This is a genomic window from Enterobacter sp. 01-M-02-SI-ECC (genome assembly GCF_047530595.1).
GTDB lineage: Bacteria > Pseudomonadota > Gammaproteobacteria > Enterobacterales > Enterobacteriaceae > Enterobacter > Enterobacter cloacae_M.
In genome coordinates this window covers 18487-36602 of the sequence record NZ_JBLKCZ010000009.1, presented here as the reverse complement: position 1 = coordinate 36602, position 18116 = coordinate 18487, and the positions used below count along the sequence as shown (strand labels likewise).

General features: G+C 58.0%; 17 protein-coding genes. 3 read left to right on the top strand and 14 right to left on the bottom strand.

What is annotated here, in order from left to right; all coding sequences use genetic code 11:
- Positions 1 to 133: 133 nt before the first annotated feature.
- The 8 genes from ACMWLG_RS13510 to ACMWLG_RS13475 form a co-directional block, all read right to left on the bottom strand.
- Positions 134 to 430: a YqjK-like family protein gene (locus ACMWLG_RS13510; RefSeq protein ID WP_045620117.1), complete on the bottom strand. Its 297-nt coding sequence runs from the start codon at positions 428 to 430 to the stop codon at positions 134 to 136.
- The gene (locus ACMWLG_RS13505; protein WP_014885329.1) at positions 427 to 825 is read right to left on the bottom strand and encodes a phage holin family protein; all 399 of its coding nucleotides are present in this window, start codon (positions 823 to 825) and stop codon (positions 427 to 429) included. Before ACMWLG_RS13505 ends, ACMWLG_RS13510 begins: the two co-directional genes overlap by 4 nt.
- A 1-nt stretch (position 826) precedes the next feature.
- Positions 827 to 1132, bottom strand: coding sequence for a DUF883 family protein (locus ACMWLG_RS13500; protein WP_008503141.1), 306 nt, complete (start codon positions 1130 to 1132; stop codon positions 827 to 829).
- Between the two features lie 31 nt (positions 1133 to 1163).
- Positions 1164 to 1532: a DUF1090 domain-containing protein gene (locus ACMWLG_RS13495; RefSeq protein WP_023309291.1), complete on the bottom strand. Its 369-nt coding sequence runs from the start codon at positions 1530 to 1532 to the stop codon at positions 1164 to 1166.
- Between the two features lie 142 nt (positions 1533 to 1674).
- Positions 1675 to 2058, bottom strand: coding sequence for an EnvZ/OmpR regulon moderator MzrA (gene mzrA / locus ACMWLG_RS13490; protein WP_023309290.1), 384 nt, complete (start codon positions 2056 to 2058; stop codon positions 1675 to 1677).
- A 2-nt stretch (positions 2059 to 2060) separates the two neighbouring features.
- Positions 2061 to 2723, bottom strand: coding sequence for a DedA family general envelope maintenance protein YqjA (gene yqjA, locus ACMWLG_RS13485; RefSeq protein ID WP_023309289.1), 663 nt, complete (start codon positions 2721 to 2723; stop codon positions 2061 to 2063).
- Between the two features lie 344 nt (positions 2724 to 3067).
- Positions 3068 to 3844 carry a transcriptional regulator ExuR gene (exuR, locus tag ACMWLG_RS13480; protein WP_045403469.1) on the bottom strand — a complete coding sequence of 259 codons (777 nt, stop codon included), beginning with the start codon at positions 3842 to 3844 and terminating at the stop codon, positions 3068 to 3070.
- Between the two features lie 115 nt (positions 3845 to 3959).
- Positions 3960 to 5258 (bottom strand): MFS transporter, encoded by a 1299-nt coding sequence (locus tag ACMWLG_RS13475; protein ID WP_029739665.1) that lies wholly within the window; start codon positions 5256 to 5258, stop codon positions 3960 to 3962.
- A 475-nt stretch (positions 5259 to 5733) separates the two neighbouring features.
- Between ACMWLG_RS13475 and uxaC the strand changes: the two genes are divergently transcribed.
- Together uxaC and ACMWLG_RS13465 are read left to right on the top strand one after the other, a co-directional pair.
- Positions 5734 to 7146, top strand: coding sequence for a glucuronate isomerase (uxaC, locus tag ACMWLG_RS13470; protein WP_045403466.1), 1413 nt, complete (start codon positions 5734 to 5736; stop codon positions 7144 to 7146).
- Between the two features lie 17 nt (positions 7147 to 7163).
- Positions 7164 to 8651, top strand: coding sequence for a UxaA family hydrolase (locus tag ACMWLG_RS13465; protein WP_045403464.1), 1488 nt, complete (start codon positions 7164 to 7166; stop codon positions 8649 to 8651).
- A 138-nt stretch (positions 8652 to 8789) separates the two neighbouring features.
- On the opposite strand, the gene sstT is transcribed toward ACMWLG_RS13465, so the two are convergent.
- The 4 genes from sstT to ACMWLG_RS13445 form a co-directional block, all read right to left on the bottom strand.
- Positions 8790 to 10031 carry a serine/threonine transporter SstT gene (sstT, locus tag ACMWLG_RS13460; RefSeq protein ID WP_029739668.1) on the bottom strand — a complete coding sequence of 414 codons (1242 nt, stop codon included), beginning with the start codon at positions 10029 to 10031 and terminating at the stop codon, positions 8790 to 8792.
- Between the two features lie 261 nt (positions 10032 to 10292).
- Positions 10293 to 11261 carry a TerC family protein gene (locus ACMWLG_RS13455; RefSeq protein ID WP_023309283.1) on the bottom strand — a complete coding sequence of 323 codons (969 nt, stop codon included), beginning with the start codon at positions 11259 to 11261 and terminating at the stop codon, positions 10293 to 10295.
- A 250-nt stretch (positions 11262 to 11511) separates the two neighbouring features.
- On the bottom strand, positions 11512 to 12510 hold the full coding sequence (locus tag ACMWLG_RS13450; protein ID WP_045354014.1) for a Gfo/Idh/MocA family protein: 999 nt from the start codon (positions 12508 to 12510) through the stop codon (positions 11512 to 11514).
- A 70-nt stretch (positions 12511 to 12580) separates the two neighbouring features.
- Positions 12581 to 13084: a YgjP-like metallopeptidase domain-containing protein gene (locus ACMWLG_RS13445; protein ID WP_045403461.1), complete on the bottom strand. Its 504-nt coding sequence runs from the start codon at positions 13082 to 13084 to the stop codon at positions 12581 to 12583.
- A gap of 83 nt (positions 13085 to 13167) precedes the next feature.
- On the opposite strand from ACMWLG_RS13445, the gene rlmG reads away from it, so the two are divergent.
- Positions 13168 to 14304, top strand: a complete 1137-nt coding sequence (gene rlmG, locus ACMWLG_RS13440) for a 23S rRNA (guanine(1835)-N(2))-methyltransferase RlmG (RefSeq protein ID WP_045354012.1) — start codon at positions 13168 to 13170, stop codon at positions 14302 to 14304.
- Here the strand turns inward: rlmG and ACMWLG_RS13435 are convergent.
- Together ACMWLG_RS13435 and lsrK are read right to left on the bottom strand one after the other, a co-directional pair.
- Positions 14301 to 16322, bottom strand: coding sequence for an NADPH-dependent 2,4-dienoyl-CoA reductase (locus ACMWLG_RS13435; protein WP_045403458.1), 2022 nt, complete (start codon positions 16320 to 16322; stop codon positions 14301 to 14303). The genes rlmG and ACMWLG_RS13435 overlap by 4 nt on opposite strands.
- A 178-nt stretch (positions 16323 to 16500) precedes the next feature.
- Positions 16501 to 18096: an autoinducer-2 kinase gene (gene lsrK / locus ACMWLG_RS13430; protein ID WP_045403453.1), complete on the bottom strand. Its 1596-nt coding sequence runs from the start codon at positions 18094 to 18096 to the stop codon at positions 16501 to 16503.
- Positions 18097 to 18116: the final 20 nt, after the last annotated feature.

Genomic DNA, 18116 nt, shown 5'->3' with positions numbered 1-18116 from the left:
AAGGAAAACTGTCAATCTTCTTCAAAGATATTGAGTAAGGGGCATGCGCGCTGGTGCCCTCACCCCAACCCTCTCTCACGGGGAGAGGGCGCAAAAACAAAAAACGGTAACCTGAGTTACCGTTTTGCTTTTATCACCGCAGCTGCTGCTGCCGCAAAGTGGCTTTCACCAGACGCCAGGCGCTCCAGGCGCCGAATCCACGACGTGCCCAGCGGATGAGCATATTTGGATGACGAACCGTCCAGATAGCCATCACGCTGCTGCCGACCAGCGCCCATGAGCGCAGGATCAGGAAGGTGTTCCAGCCGCGGTCAAACCGTCGCGTCGCGTCAATCCAGTCGCGGCGGCTGGCAGACAGATCCAGCCGTTGCTGCTGGATCTGGCTTAACAGGTACGCTTTTCGCTTCTGACGTTCCGCTTTATCGCTCACGGCTTGTCATCCTCCAGCAGAGCGCGATCGTTCGCCAGTTCCTGACGCGTATGGCGCAGGAAAGTGGACTTGCGCGCTTTACGCAGCGTCCAGATACCGCCTATCAACGCGGCGACCAGCAGAACGACGGTGGTGGCAATCATCGCGTTAAGACGATACTGCGGATCGATGGCCCAGATGATTAACACCATCAGGCTCATCAGACCAAACGCGGCGAAGAGCATGGTCAGCCCGAGCATCAGCAGCATCTGGAAGAGGTTCGCTTTCTCCTCTTCCAGTTCGACCACTGCCAGCCGGACGCGCGTTTCGGCAATCCCGACCAGCGTCGTTAAAATACGCTGGCCGATGCCGAGGACGTTGTTAGCAGGCCCTTGTGCGTGACGAGGATCTTCCATATCAACGACGCGTCAGAAGGACACCCAGTACCACACCCACTGCGGCACCAATCCCTACACCCGTCCATGGATTATCACGCACATATTCGTCCGCGCGGGCAGCCGCTTCGCGGGTCTGTTTCGCCAGCGCATCACCGGTTTCACCCAGGCGATAGCGGCTCTCTTTCAGCGCCTGCTCCGCCTTGCTGCGCAGCTTGCTGACCTCTTCTTTTGACTTGTCAGCAGAGGAGTTCAGCACCTCTTCAAGGGTATCGGCCAGGGATTTCAGTTCAGCGCGCAGATGTTCAGACGTCGTATCTTTTGACATGATTCTCTCTCCTGTTGAGATTTCCGTTAACTCAATAATCGCGAGCTTCCAGCGCTTTCAGGTCATCCTGCGCTTCTTTCAACTTCTTCTCGCGCTTAGCAATTTTTTCCGCATCTCCTTTCTCTTTCGCTTCCTGCAGGTCGCGACGGCGCTCGGCTATCTCGTCCTTCTGTTCAGCGATTTTCTTCTTGTGGTCGGCACGAAGCTTGCTGTCTGAACAGTTCGCTTTCACTTCGCTCAGCGCTTTTTTAAGACCATCAACACGGTGCTGATTGTTATGCTTTTCGGCATAACCGATCTCACGCTGAATATCCTGTTCTTTCTCCTGACAGAGAGAGTTTGCGAAGGATGCTGTGCTTAAAGAAAAAAGGGCCAGAGCCAGAGTCATGCGGAATTTCATTATCGAAACCTTCCATTGTGTTGCGGCGTTTGCCGCTATCCAAAGTTATGCGGAGTACATTGAGGGGTGCTCCGCGTACTTAAGCATAGTAAGTAAACGGGGGATTCACCAAAGTGAGTGAAAAGATTCGGAATCCTGGAAGTTATCCAAACCGATGCGACGTATCGCGAATCAATGACAGCCAGGCTGCAGGTTGGCTGTCATCTTCCTGCTGGGCAATGATATACCCGTGCGGCAGCGTACGATCGAGAACCACTTTCGCGGCGGCACTTTGCGCACGGGAATCAAACTTGATCAGTAAAACATCGTCCTGCGGGGTAATGCTCTTAAAGCGGATCCCGTTCGCGTCCAGATGATGCCAGACAGAAAAACCGTCAGGCACGCTGGCGCCCTGGTTTACCGGGCGGATGGCCAGCGTCGATTCCTGATGCGAAAGCGCGCTCCATGCCAGCAGCATGGCGCTGAGGACGATCAGCGTAATCACGGCAACGGCAAAACGGCGCAGGGCGAGCGGTGAGATAACCATCGTTAGCCTCTGGCTCCGTATTTCTTCTTCCACAGGACAACCAGTGAGCCAATCAGGCCGAAGACCAGCAGAACCACAGGAAGCAGCATCAGGCAGGACATCAGCTGGTCTTCATATTTCATAAAGACAGGCGTTTTACCCAGCGCATAGCCCAGCGTCGTCAGAATAAGTACCCATAGCAGGCCGCTCATCCAGTTAAAGAACTGGAAGCGCGCGCTGCTCAGCCCCGACAGACCGGCAATGGTCGGCAGCAGGGTGCGAACAAAGGCGATAAAGCGGCCAATCAGCAGCGCGGAAAGCCCGTGCTTGTGGAACAGGTGATGCGCCCGCTGGTGATAATGCGCGGGAAGATGAGAGAGCCAGTTCTGGACGATCCGGGTATTGCCCAGCCATCTTCCCTGGATATAGCTCACCCAGCAGCCGAGGCTGGCCGCCACGGTCAGTAATAAAATGGTGTGTGGAAACGCCATCGCCCCTTTGGCACACAGCACGCCGACAAGCACCAGCAAACTGTCACCGGGCAGGAAGGCAGCAGGCAGCAAACCGTTCTCAAGGAACAGGATCATAAACAAGACGAAATAGAGCATGCCAATCATGGAAGGGTTGGCCAGCGTTTCAAAATCCTGCGCCCAGAGGGCATGCAGCAGTTGGGTCAAAAGTTCCATTCAGTGTTCCTGGAAATCGGTTAACGTCACGCCTGTTATCCGGGACAAACAGCACGGCGACGTTGTTGTGATTTCATTATGGTCGCTCGCGGACACATTGCGGTGTGGCCAACACTGTTCCCTGTTAATTGGCTGGTTAGCAAGCACTAACTTACAAAATAAGGAATTGAATCCAATTGTAACAAAGCCCAACGTTCTGCGTCACAGAATTTGCAGGGGTGAGTTGATTTTGGCGTAAGCCCAGGAAGTGAGCGAGGGGATTTACAAAGGCTGACACTATATATGTTTTGCTTACTCCTGTAAGCCGGAAGGCGCAACGTAGCGCCTGCCAGCAGAAAGGTCATCTATTTTGCGGCACTGGAAGCCGTATCGAGATGAACAACCGGATTATCGGCAAAAAGATAGCGGTCAGCGTTAAATTCGAAGTCATCGCTGGTTTCGTTGAACAGCATCTGCTTGGTGTTTTCCAGGTGCTGCCACATCGCCAGCTTAGCGGCATGCGGATCTTTACGAATCAGCGCCTTAAGGATTTTGTCGTGATCGTCGCACCAGTTGTCAACGGTACGGGAATCGATATGGTCGTGCAGTTTTTTCCAGTACGGGTTGTGAACGCGCTGAGTCCACATTTTTTCTACGATAGCTGCCAGCGCCGTATTTTGGGTTGCCAGGGCGACCTGAACGTGGAACTGCAGATCCCACTCTGAATCGCGGAAACATTTTTCCTTACGGGCATTCTCCTGGATCTCCATCAGCTTCATGATGTCCTGCTTGGTCACCTGCGTCGCCGCAAACTCAGCAATATTGCTTTCGATCAGCTGGCGAGCCTGGAGCAGCTCGAAGGGGCCATAGCTGGCGAATTCCAGACTTTCGTCCGCGACGGGAGAGTGTTTCGGCAGATTAGAAATCACGTGAATGCCGGAGCCTTTACGTACCTCAACGTAGCCTTCCACTTCCAGCATGATAATCGCTTCACGCACCACGGTGCGGCTGACGCTTTTTTCATCCGCGATAAAGCGCTCGGCGGGAAGTTTATCACCGACAAGATAGACCCCTTGCTCGATGCGATCTTTCAGCTCCGCAGCAAGTTGTTGATATAAACGACGTGGTTCGGTGATTTCCATATGCGCTCCAGGCAGGGTACGGCAGATGATTTGTTATACCACTTTTGCGTGCCACTCTCCAGATTTTGCCATTAAAAAAGCCGCCCGGAGGCGGCTTAGTTGAAACGTATTTTCGCTAACTCTGCGTAGCCGGTTTGCCAATGGACTCTTTCGCCAGCTCCTCTGCCGATTTGCTTTTCAGCACCGTCCAGATAACCACTGCACCCATCAGGTCAAAGATCGCCAGCACCGCGAACAGCGGGCTGAAGCCGATGGTATCCGCCAGCGCGCCGACCACCAGTGCAAACATGGTGCTCGCGGTCCAGGCGGCCATCCCGGTCAGGCCGTTGGCGGTTGCCACTTCGTTACGACCAAAGACGTCAGACGAGAGCGTAATCAGCGCGCCGGACAGGGACTGGTGAGCAAAGCCACCGATGCACAGCAGGGCAATGGCGACGTACGGGCTGGTGAACAGGCCGATCATACCCGGGCCAATCATCAGCAGCGCGCCCATGGTCACCACCATCTTACGGGAAACGATCAGGTTCACGCCAAACCAGCGCTGGAACAGCGGTGGCAGGTAGCCGCCCACGATACAGCCCAGGTCAGCGAACAGCATTGGCATCCAGGCGAACATCGCGATCTCTTTCAGGTTAAAGCCGTAGACTTTAAACATGAACAGGGGGATCCACGCGTTAAAGGTACCCCAGGCCGGTTCAGCCAGGAAGCGCGGCAGGGCGATACCCCAGAACTGACGGGTGCCCAGGATCTGCCAGACGGTCATTTTTTTGCCGTTGTTGGTCTGATGCTGCGCTTCCTGACCGCCAATGATGTATTCACGTTCTTCTTCAGAGAGCTTTTTCTGATCGCGCGGGTGTTTATAGAAAACCAGCCACGCCATCGCCCAGGCAAAGCTCAGCACGCCAGAGATAATGAACGCCATCTGCCAGCTGTGCATCACGATCGCCCACACCACCAGCGGCGGCGCTATCATCGCCCCGATGGACGAGCCCACGTTGAAGTAGCCGACCGCAATGGAACGCTCTTTCGCCGGGAACCACTCGGAGCTGGCCTTCAGACCCGCCGGGATCATCGCGGCTTCCGCCGCACCGACCGCACCGCGCGCCAGCGCCAGTCCACCCCAGCTGCCTGCCAGCGCGGTTGCGCCGCAGAACACCGCCCAGGCGATGGCGAAGAAGGCATAACCGATTTTGGTACCGAGAATGTCCAGCACATAGCCCGCAACAGGCTGCATGATGGTATAAGCCGCGGAATAGGCAGCAATGATGTAGGAGTATTGCTGCGTGGAGATATGCAGCTCTTCCATCAACGTTGGCGCTGCTGCTGCCACCGTGTTACGCGTCAGGTAGCCCAGCACGGTGCCTAACGTCACCAGTGCGATCATATACCAACGTAACCCTTTAATTTTACGCATCTAAAACCTCATCGTTATGTTATTTCCGCGCCAGAGCACGGCAACCTCTCAACCGTTTCCGGGAGCAGTTGTGTAACGGGAGGGGCGTAACCAGGAGCATGTCCCGGAACGGCCCGAACCTTGCCATAAGTAAGCGTGCATAAGTCGGTATCCGTACCGTTAAACCCGATGTCTCTCACACCGGTAATGCATTCCGTCGGCTTATAGTTTGCGACGGCGAAAAGATAACTTGTCATACAGCTTTAAAAGGTGAGTGACATCACAAATGTATGATTCTTTGTGGGGACATTAATCGTCGCGCGCAAAGCCAGTACTGGCGGGGGTTGCAGAAGGGTTTACTTCATTGAGGGTAATTTATTTGTTGGCGTTTATTGATCTCACTCACGAAAAAAGCTTCGGTTGGTGGAAATTGGTGTGATAACTTTGCAGCATATGAACATACGCTTTCTGCGCTCCCGTAATGAGGAAGACGATAATGACGCCGTTTATGACCGAAGATTTTCTGTTAGATACCGAATTTGCTCGCCGCCTGTACCACGACTACGCAAAAGACCAGCCGATTTTCGACTACCACTGCCATTTACCGCCGCAGCAGGTTGCCGAAAATTATCGCTTCAAAAACCTGTATGACATCTGGCTGAAGGGTGACCACTACAAATGGCGTGCCATGCGCACCAACGGCGTGGCTGAGCGCCTGTGTACCGGCGATGCGACCGACCGCGAGAAGTTTGACACCTGGGCGGCAACCGTTCCGCACACCATCGGCAACCCGCTTTATCACTGGACCCATCTTGAGCTCCGCCGTCCGTTTGGCATCACCGGCAAGTTGCTTTCCCCAACGACCGCGGATGAAATTTGGGATCGCTGCAACGCGCTGCTGGCGCAGGATAACTTCTCCGCGCGCGGCATCATGAAGCAGATGAACGTGAAGATGGTGGGCACCACCGACGATCCGATCGACTCTCTGGAGCATCATGCCGTTGTCGCGAAAGACACCTCTTTCGATATCAAAGTGCTGCCAAGCTGGCGCCCGGACAAAGCCTTCAACATTGAGCAGGCCACCTTCACCGACTACATGGCGAAGCTGGCGGAAGTGTCGGATACCGACATCCGTCGTTTCGCTGACCTGCAAACCGCGCTGACCAAACGTCTGGATCACTTCGCCGCGCACGGCTGCAAAGTGTCTGACCACGCGCTGGACGTGGTGCTGTTTGCGGAATCAAACGAAGCCGAGCTGGACAGCATTCTGGCGCGTCGTCTCTCCGGCGAAGGCTTAAGCGAGCACGAAGTGGCGCAGTTTAAAACGGCGGTGCTGGTATTCCTCGGTGCGGAATACGCGCGTCGCGGATGGGTACAGCAGTACCACATCGGCGCGCTGCGCAATAACAACCAGCGCCAGTTCAAACTGATCGGCGCTGACGTGGGCTTCGACTCCATCAACGATCGTCCGCTGGCGGAAGAGCTGTCAAAACTGCTGAGCAAACAGAACGAACAAAACCTGCTGCCAAAAACCATCCTGTACTGCCTGAACCCGCGCGATAACGAAGTGCTGGGTACCATGGTCGGCAACTTCCAGGGCGAAGGGATGCCGGGCAAGATGCAGTTCGGTTCCGGCTGGTGGTTCAACGATCAGAAAGACGGCATGGAACGTCAGATGACGCAGCTCGCGCAGCTGGGCCTGCTGAGCCGCTTTGTCGGCATGCTGACCGACAGCCGCAGCTTCCTGTCCTATACCCGTCATGAATACTTCCGCCGCATTCTGTGCCAGATGATTGGCCGCTGGGTACACGCGGGCGAAGCGCCAGCGGATATCCAGCTGTTGGGAGAAATGGTGAGAAATATCTGCTTTAACAATGCGCGTGACTACTTCGCCATTGAACTGAACTAAGGCCGTTTGAGGTTGATATGCAATACATCAAAATCCATTCGCTGGATAACGTGGCCGTCGCGCTGACGGATCTCGGTGAAGGCGACGTGGTGACCATGGATAACCAGAGCGTCACCCTGCGTCAGGCGATCGTTCGTGGACATAAGTTTGCCCTGATCCCCATTGCGAAAGGGGAGAACGTGGTGAAGTACGGTTTGCCCATCGGCCATGCGCTGGCGGATATTGCGCCGGGTGAATACATTCACTCACACAATACCCGCACCAATCTGAGCGATCTGGACGAGTACAGCTATCAACCTGATTTACCCGCAGAAGAACGTCAGGCGGCGGATCGTGAGGTGCAGATCTACCGTCGCGCCAGCGGCGACGTGGGGATCCGCAACGAGCTGTGGATCCTCCCGACCGTCGGCTGCGTCAACGGAATTGCGCGTCAGATCCAGACTCGCTTCCTGAAAGAGACCAACGATGCCGAAGGCACTGACGGCGTGCATCTGTTCAGCCACACTTACGGCTGCTCGCAGCTCGGCGACGACCACATCAATACCCGCACTATGCTGCAAAACATGGTGCGCCACCCGAATGCGGGCGCGGTGCTGGTGATTGGCCTGGGCTGCGAGAACAATCAGGTGGACGCCTTCCGCGACACGCTGGGCGAGTTCGATCCTGAGCGCGTGCATTTTATGGTGTGCCAGCATCAGGACGACGAAGTTGAAGCGGGCGTTGAGCAGCTTCACCAGCTTTATGAGGTGATGCGCCACGACAGGCGCGAGCCGGGCAAGCTGAGCGAGCTGAAGTTTGGGCTTGAGTGCGGCGGGTCTGATGGCCTTTCCGGTATTACTGCCAATCCGATGCTGGGCCGCTTCTCGGATTACGTGATTGCCAACGGCGGCACGACGGTGTTGACCGAAGTGCCGGAAATGTTCGGCGCGGAGCGTATTCTGATGAGCCACTGCCGCGACGAAGAGACCTTTGAGAAGACCGTCACCATGGTGAACGACTTCAAACAGTATTTCATCGCCCACAATCAGCCGATTTACGAGAATCCGTCGCCGGGCAACAAAGCGGGTGGGATCACCACGCTGGAAGAGAAATCCCTCGGCTGCACCCAGAAAGCGGGCGCGAGCCAGGTGGTTGACGTGCTGCGCTACGGCGAGCGCCTGAAAACCCACGGTCTGAATCTGCTGAGCGCACCGGGCAACGATGCGGTCGCCACCAGCGCGCTGGCGGGTGCCGGCTGCCATATGGTGCTGTTCAGTACCGGTCGCGGTACGCCGTACGGCGGTTTTGTGCCGACGGTGAAAATCGCCACCAACAGCGAGCTGGCGGCAAAGAAAAAGCACTGGATCGACTTTGATGCGGGCCAGCTGATTCACGGCAAAGCCATGCCGCAGCTGCTGACGGAATTCGTGGATACTATCGTGGAATTTGCTAACGGCAAGCAGACCTGTAACGAAAAGAACGACTTCCGCGAGCTGGCGATCTTCAAGAGTGGTGTGACGCTGTAATCGGTGCGGCCTGATGCCCTCACCCTGACCCTCTCCCACGGGGAGAGGGTACAAACACTAAAAACGGCAACCGTTGGTTGCCGTTTTGCATTTACCCTGTAGGCCCGGTAAGACGTAGCCGCCACCGGGCTTTTGTTTTTAACTGCGCAGGGCGTTCTTCGCTAAACGCGCGTCTTCCGCCTGACAGGCCGCTGCGGTAAAAAGCACGTCGGTAGAGGAGTTCAGCGCGGTTTCGCAGGAGTCCTGCAGCACGCCGATGATAAAGCCGACGGCCACAACCTGCATCGCAATCTCGTTCGGGATGCCGAACATATTACACGCCAGCGGGATCAGCAGCAGCGAACCGCCCGCCACGCCGGATGCGCCACAGGCACACAGTGATGCCACCACGCTCAGCAGCAGCGCGGTTGGCAGATCCACCGGAATGCCCAGCGTATGCACCGCCGCCAGGGTCAGAACGGTAATGGTGATTGCCGCGCCCGCCATGTTCACGGTTGCGCCCAGCGGGATCGACACGGAATAGGTATCGCGGTCCAGGTTCAGCTTCTCCGCCAGCGCCATGTTAACCGGAATGTTCGCCGCAGAGCTGCGGGTGAAAAAGGCATACACGCCGCTCTCGCGCAGGCAGGTCAGCACCAGCGGATACGGGTTGCGGCGGATCTGCCAGAACACCAGCAGCGGGTTGATCACCAGCGCCACCAGCAGCATACAGCCGACCAGCACAACCAGCAGCTGCGCGTAGCCCCACAGCGCGTCGAAACCGGTGGTTGCAAGCGTAGAGGAGACCAGCCCGAAAATACCGATTGGCGCAAAGCGAATCACCAGCTTCACCATAAAGGTCACGGCATTGGACAGATCGTTGACCAGGTTTTTCGTGGTGTCGTTACCATGACGCAGCGCGAAGCCCAGACCAATCGCCCAGACCAGGATGCCAATGTAGTTTCCGCTCATCAGCGCGGTGATGGGGTTAGAAACCATGCTCATCAGCAGTCCGCGCAGCACTTCGACAATGCCGGATGGCGGCGTGATGTCACCGGCCGCGCTGGTCAGGTGCAGCGTGGACGGGAACAGGAAGCTGAACACCACGGCCGTTAAGGCCGCCGAGAAGGTTCCCAGCAGATACAGGAACAAAATAGGGCGAATGTTGGTTTTTTGTCCGTGCTGGTGGTTGGCAATCGACGCCATGACCAGCATCAGAACCAGTACCGGTGCTACGGCCTTCAGCGCGCCAACGAAAAGGGTCCCGAGTAGCCCCGTGGCCTCCGCCGCAGGTTTTGACACCATCGCCAGCAGAATACCCAGCACCAGCCCGACCAGAATTTGTTTAACGAGGCTGCCCTGCGCCAGGCGCGCGAACAGTCCGCTTGATTGTGTGCTCATACGTATTTCCTGAGTGAAATTGCGTTCCATCCCGGATGTGCTCTTAGTCACATTTATGTCCGGATGTAAGTAAATGTTTGCCTGGTCGAGTATAGGGAATGCGCGAAAGGAAGGAAGCGTAAAATGCTGGATTTTACGTGTTGCGTCATGTTTTTTAACTATTGATTAACGAAAGTGCCGGGTGGCGCTGCGCTTACCCGGCCTACATTGCATTTCCCCCTCTCCCAGTGGGAGAGGGTTGGGGTGGGGGCATCAGCCCTTTTATTCCACCTGCTGCTTCTTATCGTGCTGGCGGTTAACCCAGGTATTGATAATCAGCGTCACGATCAGAATGCCAAACACCACGCCGAGCGAAATGGCGATCGGGATATGGTAGAAATCGACGATCAGCATCTTGATACCGATAAACACCAAGATCACCGACAGACCGTACTTCAGCATTGAGAAGCGCTCCGCCGCGCCCGCCAGCAGGAAGTACATCGCACGCAGGCCGAGAATGGCGAAGAGGTTAGACGTCAGGACGATGAACGGGTCGGTGGTCACCGCGAAGATCGCCGGAATGCTGTCCACCGCGAAAATCACGTCGCTCAGCTCAACCAGAATCAGCACCAGCAGCAGCGGGGTGGCAAACAGCAGGCCGTTCTTGCGCACGAAGAAGTGCTCGCTCTCGATCTTGTCGGTCATGCGCAGATGACCGCGGATCCACTTCACCAGCGGGCGATCGCCAATCGCGGAGCCGTCCTCTTTCGCCAGCGCCATTTTGACCCCGGTGAACAGCAGAAACGCGCCGAAGACGTACAGCAGCCATTCGAACTGGGTAATCAGCCAGCTGCCGGCGAAGATCATGATGGTACGCAGAATGATCGCCCCCAGCACGCCGTATACCAGCACGCGGCGCTGAAGGGCCGCAGGCACGGCGAAATAGCTGAACAGCATCAGCCAGACGAAGACGTTATCGACCGCCAGGGCTTTTTCAATCAGATAACCGGTGAGGAAGGCGAGCGCCTGAGGATCGGCCACCGCGCGGCCTTCGGTCGAGGCCAGATACCACCAGAAGGCAGCGCAGAAGAGCAGAGAGAGGGTGACCCACACCAGCGACCAAGCGGCGGCCTGTTTCATGGTCATGCCGTGCGCGCCGCGACGTCCCTGCAAAAAGAGGTCGATCGCCAGCATGATGAGCACGACAACCGCGAATCCGCCCCACAACATTGGAGTGCCGACAGAATGCATACTATTTTCCTTACACATAAAAAACAAAAACGGCCATGGTCAGAAGACGATAGCCGTTAGCTTTTTATGCATAGACCTCGCCTTCCGGCAAGGTCTCACTTACAACCACGAAGGTTGCCCGGCGACCGGATGCGTGTTTAACGCATCGTAATGACGATCAACCGACGAAGAAGTTACTCCCCTTTGCAGGTAACAAAATATGTCAGACCATTGGTTTCGTCAATGGTCTGCGCCGTTTCATTACACAGCTTTACGCGATAGCTTCCGCGCTCACGCCGTCAGCCGGGAACACCACGCCTGTCTGACGGCGGATCTCCGTTTGCAACTTCGCCGTGGTGCGGCTCACCGCAAGGCCTGGGTGATTCACTTCGTTGTCTTCCACCAGACGGGCGAAGACCTCTGCCTCATAGAGCATAGTGTTAATATGCTGAGGCTGCGTCAGCTCCTGCGCTTTGCCGCCGCGCGGCACAAAACTCACCTTCTGGCACTCGGAGATCTTCTCGATAACCAGCGAGCCCGCTTCGCCCTGAATTTCGCTCGGCAGCGCGGAATCGCTCACCTTGGAGTGCTGCAGCGTGACGCTGAAATCACCGTAATCCAGCACCGCTACACCGTGCGCATCCACGCCGCTCTCCAGCAGGCTGGCGGTGGCCGTCACGCCATGCGGCTCGCCCCACAGGGCCACGGCAGAGGCCAGGCAGTAGAAACCTATGTCCATAATCGAGCCGTTAGAGAAGGCCGGATTAAAGGTGTTCGGGTTCTCGCCGTCAAGATAGCGCTGGTAGCGCGACGAGTACTGGCAGTAGTTGATAAAGGCTTTACGCACCTTGCCAATTTTCGGCAGGGACTGCTGCAGCAGCAGGAAATTCGGCAGGCTGGCGGTTTTGAAGGCTTCGAACAGCACCACCTGGTTTTCGCGGGCAAGCGCAATGGCCGCTTCCACTTCCTGGATATTCGACGCCAGCGGCTTCTCGCAAATCACATGCTTTTTATGGCTGAGGAACAGCTTCGTTTGCGGGAAGTGCAGGGAGTTCGGGCTGGCGATATACACCGCGTCAATGGCGTCGCTTTGCGCCATGTCATCAAGCGAGGTGAAGAGATGCTCAACGAGGTAATCGTTGGCAAAACTCTGCGCCTGCTCAAGGCTGCGGGAATAGACTGCGGTAAGTTTCAGTTTGCCGGTTTCGTGGGCGGCGTCGACGAACTGGCGCGTGATCCAGTTCGTTCCAATGACTGCGAAACGTATCATAAACGTTTACGTACTCCGTAGCGGGGAACCTTTAGCCACTGTAGCACGTCATCATGACAATTCGCGTGCGCTATTCCGCATTACCATTTAACGATAAATGCGTAAGCCACAGCCGGGTATCAAACTCCAGCTGATGGTACTGCGGCTCCATGTGGCAGCACAGGGAATAGAACGCTTTGTCGTGCTCTTTCTCCTTCAGGTGCGCCAGCTCGTGGACGACGATCATCCGCAGAAAGGCTTCCGGCGCGTTACGGAAAACCGTCGCGACGCGGATTTCGGCCTTCGCCTTCAGCTTGCCGCCCTGCACGCGGGAGACGGCGGTGTGCAGGCCGAGCGCGTTTTTCAGCACGTGGATCTTGTTGTCATACATCACCTTGTTGATCGGCGGCGAGCTCTTCAGATACCTGCTTTTCAGATCCTGCGTATACTGCCAGAGGGCCTTATCGGTCGCGAAATCGTGCGTGCCGGGATAGCGTTTTTCCAGCACCGCGCCGAGCTTCTGCTCGGCAATCAGGCTGCGAACCTGAGTCAGTAAATGCTCCGGATAGCCCTGGAGATAAGTAAGTTGGTTCATCAACGCCCCAAATCGACAATAAAACGGGTATACTCACGCACCCTTTTCAGGGATACGCCAAATTTTACCATTCAGGAGGGCCGATGAGCCACTTAGACAACGGTTTCCGTTCACTCAACCTTAAACGTTTCCCGGAAACGGATGACGTTAACCCGCTTCAGGCGTGGGAAGCGGCGGATGAATATCTGCTGCAGCAGTTGGATGAGACTGAAATCCGCGGCCCGGTTTTGATCCTGAATGACGCCTTTGGCGCGCTGGGCTGCGCCCTGGCGGAGCACACGCCTTACAGCATCGGCGATTCCTACCTGAGCGAGCTGGCGACGCGTGAAAACCTGCGCCATAACGACATCGAAGAATCCAGCGTGAAGTTCCTCGACAGCACCGCGGACTACCCGCAGGCGCCGGGCGTGGTGCTGATCAAAGTGCCAAAAACCATGGCGCTGCTGGAGCAACAGCTGCGCGCGCTGCGTAAGGTCGTGACGCCGGAAACGCGCATTATCGCGGGAGCCAAAGCGCGCGATATTCACACTTCGACGCTCGAGCTGTTCGAGAAGGTCCTCGGCCCGACCACCACCACGCTGGCCTGGAAAAAAGCGCGCCTGATCAACTGTACCTTCAGCGCACCGGAGCTGGCCGACGCGCCGGAGACCCTGAGCTGGAAGCTGGAAGGGACCGACTGGACCATCCACAACCACGCGAACGTCTTCTCCCGCACCGGGCTGGATATCGGCGCGCGTTTCTTTATGGAACATCTGCCGGAAAATCTGGAAGGTGAGATTGTCGATCTGGGCTGCGGTAACGGCGTGATTGGGCTGACGCTGTTGGCGAAGAACCCGGACGCCAGCGTGGTGTTCAGCGACGAATCGCCGATGGCGGTGGCCTCCAGCCGTCTGAACGTGGAAACCAACATGCCGGAAGCGCTGGACCGCTGCGAGTTTATGATCAACAACGCGCTGTCCGGCGTAGAGCCGTTCCGCTTCAACGCCGTGTTCTGCAACCCGCCGTTCCACCAGAAGCACGCCCTGACGGATAACGTCGCGTGGGAGATGTTCCACCACGCGCGCCGCTGCCTGAAAATCAACGGCGAGCTGTACATCGTGGCCAACCGCCACCTGGACTACTTCCACAAGCTGAAGAAGATTTTCGGTAACTGCGTCACCATTGCGACGAACAACAAGTTCGTGGTGCTGAAGGCGGTGAAGCTGGGACGTCGTCGTTAAATAACCAGTGCAAGCTGGGTGCCCTGCGCAATCGCCCGCCGCGCGTCCAGCTCCATCGCCACGTCGCACCCGCCGATCAAATGCACCGTTTTACCGGCTTCGCGCAGCGGATCGGCCAGATCGCGCTTCGGCTCCTGCCCGGCGCATAAAATCACATGATCCACACGTAACAACTGCGGCTCGCCGCCGATCGTGACGTGCAGACCCTCGTCGTCGATCTTCTGGTAGCTGACCGCCGGGATCATCTTCACCCCGCGGGAGAGCAGGGTGGCGCGGTGGATCCATCCCGTGGTTTTGCCCAGCCCTTCGCCCGGTTTGCTGGCCTTGCGCTGCAGCATCACGATCTGGCGCGGGCTTTTCGGCAGCTGCGGCCCTTCCGGGCGCAGCCCGCCGGACTGGTTCAGGCTGGTGTCGATACCCCATTCCACGCAAAACTCGGCAATGTTCTGGCTGGTGGCCTCGCCCGGCTGGCTTAAGTACATGGCGGTATCAAAGCCGATCCCGCCGCAGCCGATAATCGCCACCTTCTCGCCGACCGGCGTTTTGTCACGCAATACATCCAGATAGCTCAACACCTTCGGATGATCGATACCCTCGATCGCCGGCGTGCGCGGCACGATCCCGCTCGCCAGGATCACCTCGTCGAAACCGGTCAGATCCGCTGCGCTGACAAACTGGTTAAGCCGCAGATCGACGCCCGTCAGCTCGATCATCCGGCGGTAGTAGCGCAGCGTTTCATAGAACTCCTCTTTGCCGGGGATCTGTTTGGCGATATTAAACTGCCCGCCAATCTCCGCCAGCGCATCAAACAGCGTCACGCTGTGCCCGCGCGAGGCGGCATTCACCGCAAACGCCAGCCCCGCCGGGCCTGCGCCCACCACGGCCAGGCGTTTTTTACTGACCGCCGCAACGATCGGCATTTTGGTTTCATGGCAGGCGCGCGGGTTAACCAGGCAAGAGGTGACCTTGCCGACGAAGATCTGATCCAGACAGGCCTGGTTACAGCCGATGCAGGTGTTGATCTCATCCGCACGGCCGCTTTGCGCTTTGGAGAGCAGTTCGGCATCCGCCAGGAACGGACGCGCCATCGACACCATATCGGCGTCGCCTCGCGAAATCACATCGTCCGCCACCTGCGGATCGTTAATGCGGTTGGTGGTGACCAGCGGAACAGAGACTTTGCCTTTCAGTTTCCGTGTTACCCAGCTGAACGCCGCGCGCGGCACCGGCGTGGCGATAGTCGGTATGCGCGCCTCGTGCCAGCCGATGCCGGTGTTGATAATCGTGGCACCTGCGGCTTCAATCGCCTGCGCCAGCTGCACGGTTTCGTCGAACGTGCCGCCGCCTTCCACCAGGTCGAGCATCGACAGGCGGAAGACGATAATAAAGTCTGCGCCCGCACGTTCGCGCACCGCGCGCACCACCTCCACGGCAAAGCGCATCCGGCGGGCATAGTCGCCGCCCCATTCGTCGTCGCGCTGGTTGGTGCGGGCCGCGAGGAACTCGTTAATCAGGTAGCCTTCTGAGCCCATCACCTCAACGCCGTCGTAGCCCGCCTCGCGGGCCAGCGCCGCGCAGCGGGCAAAGTCGTCGATCAGCGCCAGGATCTCATCGTGGCTGAGGGCGTGAGGTTTAAAGCGGTTGATTGGCGCCTGAATGGCCGACGGCGCGACCAGGTTCGGCTGATAGCTGTAGCGTCCGGTGTGCAGGATTTGCAGGGCGATTTTACCGCCCTCGCGGTGTACCGCGTCGGTCACAATGCGGTGGTGCGGCAGCTGTGACGCATCGTTCAGGACCGCGCCGCCCTCCATGCCCACGCCGGAAGGGGCAGGGGCCACGCCGCCGGTGACAATCAGCGCCACACCGTGGCGGGCGCGCTCGGCATAGAAGGCTGCCAGACGCTCGGCCCCGTCCGGATGCTCCTCCAGCCCGGTGTGCATCGAGCCCATCAACACGCGGTTTTTGAGTGTGGTGAACCCCAGATCGAGAGGGGCGAATAACGACGGGTAGCGGCTCATAGTCTCTTCCAGTGTAAAATTATTGTTATGTGGTCGGATGAGTTACTAATTTAGCCAGCGGGGAGTAAAAGGGAAAAGGCGAATGCAGTGATTGTGATGGGATTCAAATATTGGTGTGGCCTGATGCCCTCACCCTAACCCTCTCCCACGGGGAGAGGGGACGTAATCTCCCTCTCCCTTAGGGAGAGGGCCGGGGTGAGGGGGATGTCCGCACCAGCCCCGGCGCCTGCCACATCGACGTCGTCAGCCCGCTGTCCACCAGCCCGAGCTGGTCCGCGTACACTGCCTGCCATTTCTGCATCATGCCGTCGTACAGCTCGCGGTGCTGCGGGTTCGGCGTGAACTCGCGGCTCCATTTCACCAGCCGCTCGCCCGTCGAGGCCATATCGGCAAACAGCCCCGCGCCCGCGCCGGCGGCAATCGCGCAGCCGAGCGCCGTTGCCTCTTTCACTTCCGGCACGCGCACCGGCAGCCCGGTGACGTCGCTTAAAATCTGACTCCACAGGGCGCCCTTAGCCCCGCCGCCCGCAAACACCAGGCTTTCAAGCGTCACGCCGGAGAAGCGCGAGATCTGCGCCAGGTTGCAGGCCGAGACAATCGCCGCGTTCTCCTCCAGGGCGCGGAACAGCGTCGCTTTGTTGCACTTTTCCGGGTCGATGGAGAGGTTAATAAACGACGGCGCGGCGTGGTACCACTGCTTGAAATGCATCGCGTCGGAGAAGATCGGCATCACCCCGTGGGAGCCCGCCGGCACGCGGCTGGCCATCTCTTCCAGCAGGGAATAGGTGTCCATCCCCATCCGCTCGGCAATCAGCTTTTCCTCGGCGCAGAATGCGTCGCGGAACCAGCGCATGGTCAGCCCGGTGAAGAAGCTGATCGACTCCGCCTGCGCCATACCGGGAATAACGTGTGGGTTCACGCGGATGTTCATGTCGGGGTCGGTGCGCACCTGCGGCAGATTGACCACCTGCTGCCAGAAGGTACCGCCCAGTACCGCCGTCTGGCCGGCGCGGACCACGCCCAGCCCCAGACAGCCCAGCTGCACGTCGCCGCCGCCCATCACCACCGGGGTGCCTTCTCGCAGGCCGCTCTGCTGCGCGGCCTCTTTGGTCATCGCGCCCAGCACGGTACCGGTCTCTTTCACCGGGGAGAGGATATCGGCGCGCAGCCCGGCCATGTCGAGCAGCGCCGGACGCCAGTCGCGAGAGAAGAGATCCAGCATGCCGGTGGTGCCCGCGTTAGACGGGTCGACCGCCAGCTCGCCGGAGAGCTTCGCCGCCAGCCAGTCGCTGATCATGGTGATGGTCGCGGCCTTGCGGTAAATATCCGGGCGATGGTGCGCCAGCCACAGGAGGCGCGGCATGGCGCTCAGCGCCAGCGTCTGGCCGGAAACCTCATACACCTCGGATTCAAAACGATCGTCGTGGATCTCTTTGAGTTCGGCCACCTCGCGGCTGGCGCGGGCGTCGACGTTGGCGCAGGCCCAGATGGCCTCGCCGTTGCGGTCATACAGCACGATCCCTTCGCGCATCGAGCAGCAGGCGACAGACTTAATATCCGCCGCGCTCAGGCGCGCACGTTCCAGCGCCTGATGAATGCACCGGCAGGCCAGCAGCCAGTTGGTCTCGAGGTCGAACTCCATCGATCCCGGCACGTTCTCCACGCTCAGGTGCTTCCACTCGGCCTGGCCGACGGCAATCTGGTTGCCCTGTAAATCGAAAATAACGGCGCGAACGCTGCCTGTCCCTGCATCTAACGCTAAAAGGTAACTCATGAGCTTGCCTCGTTGTTAGC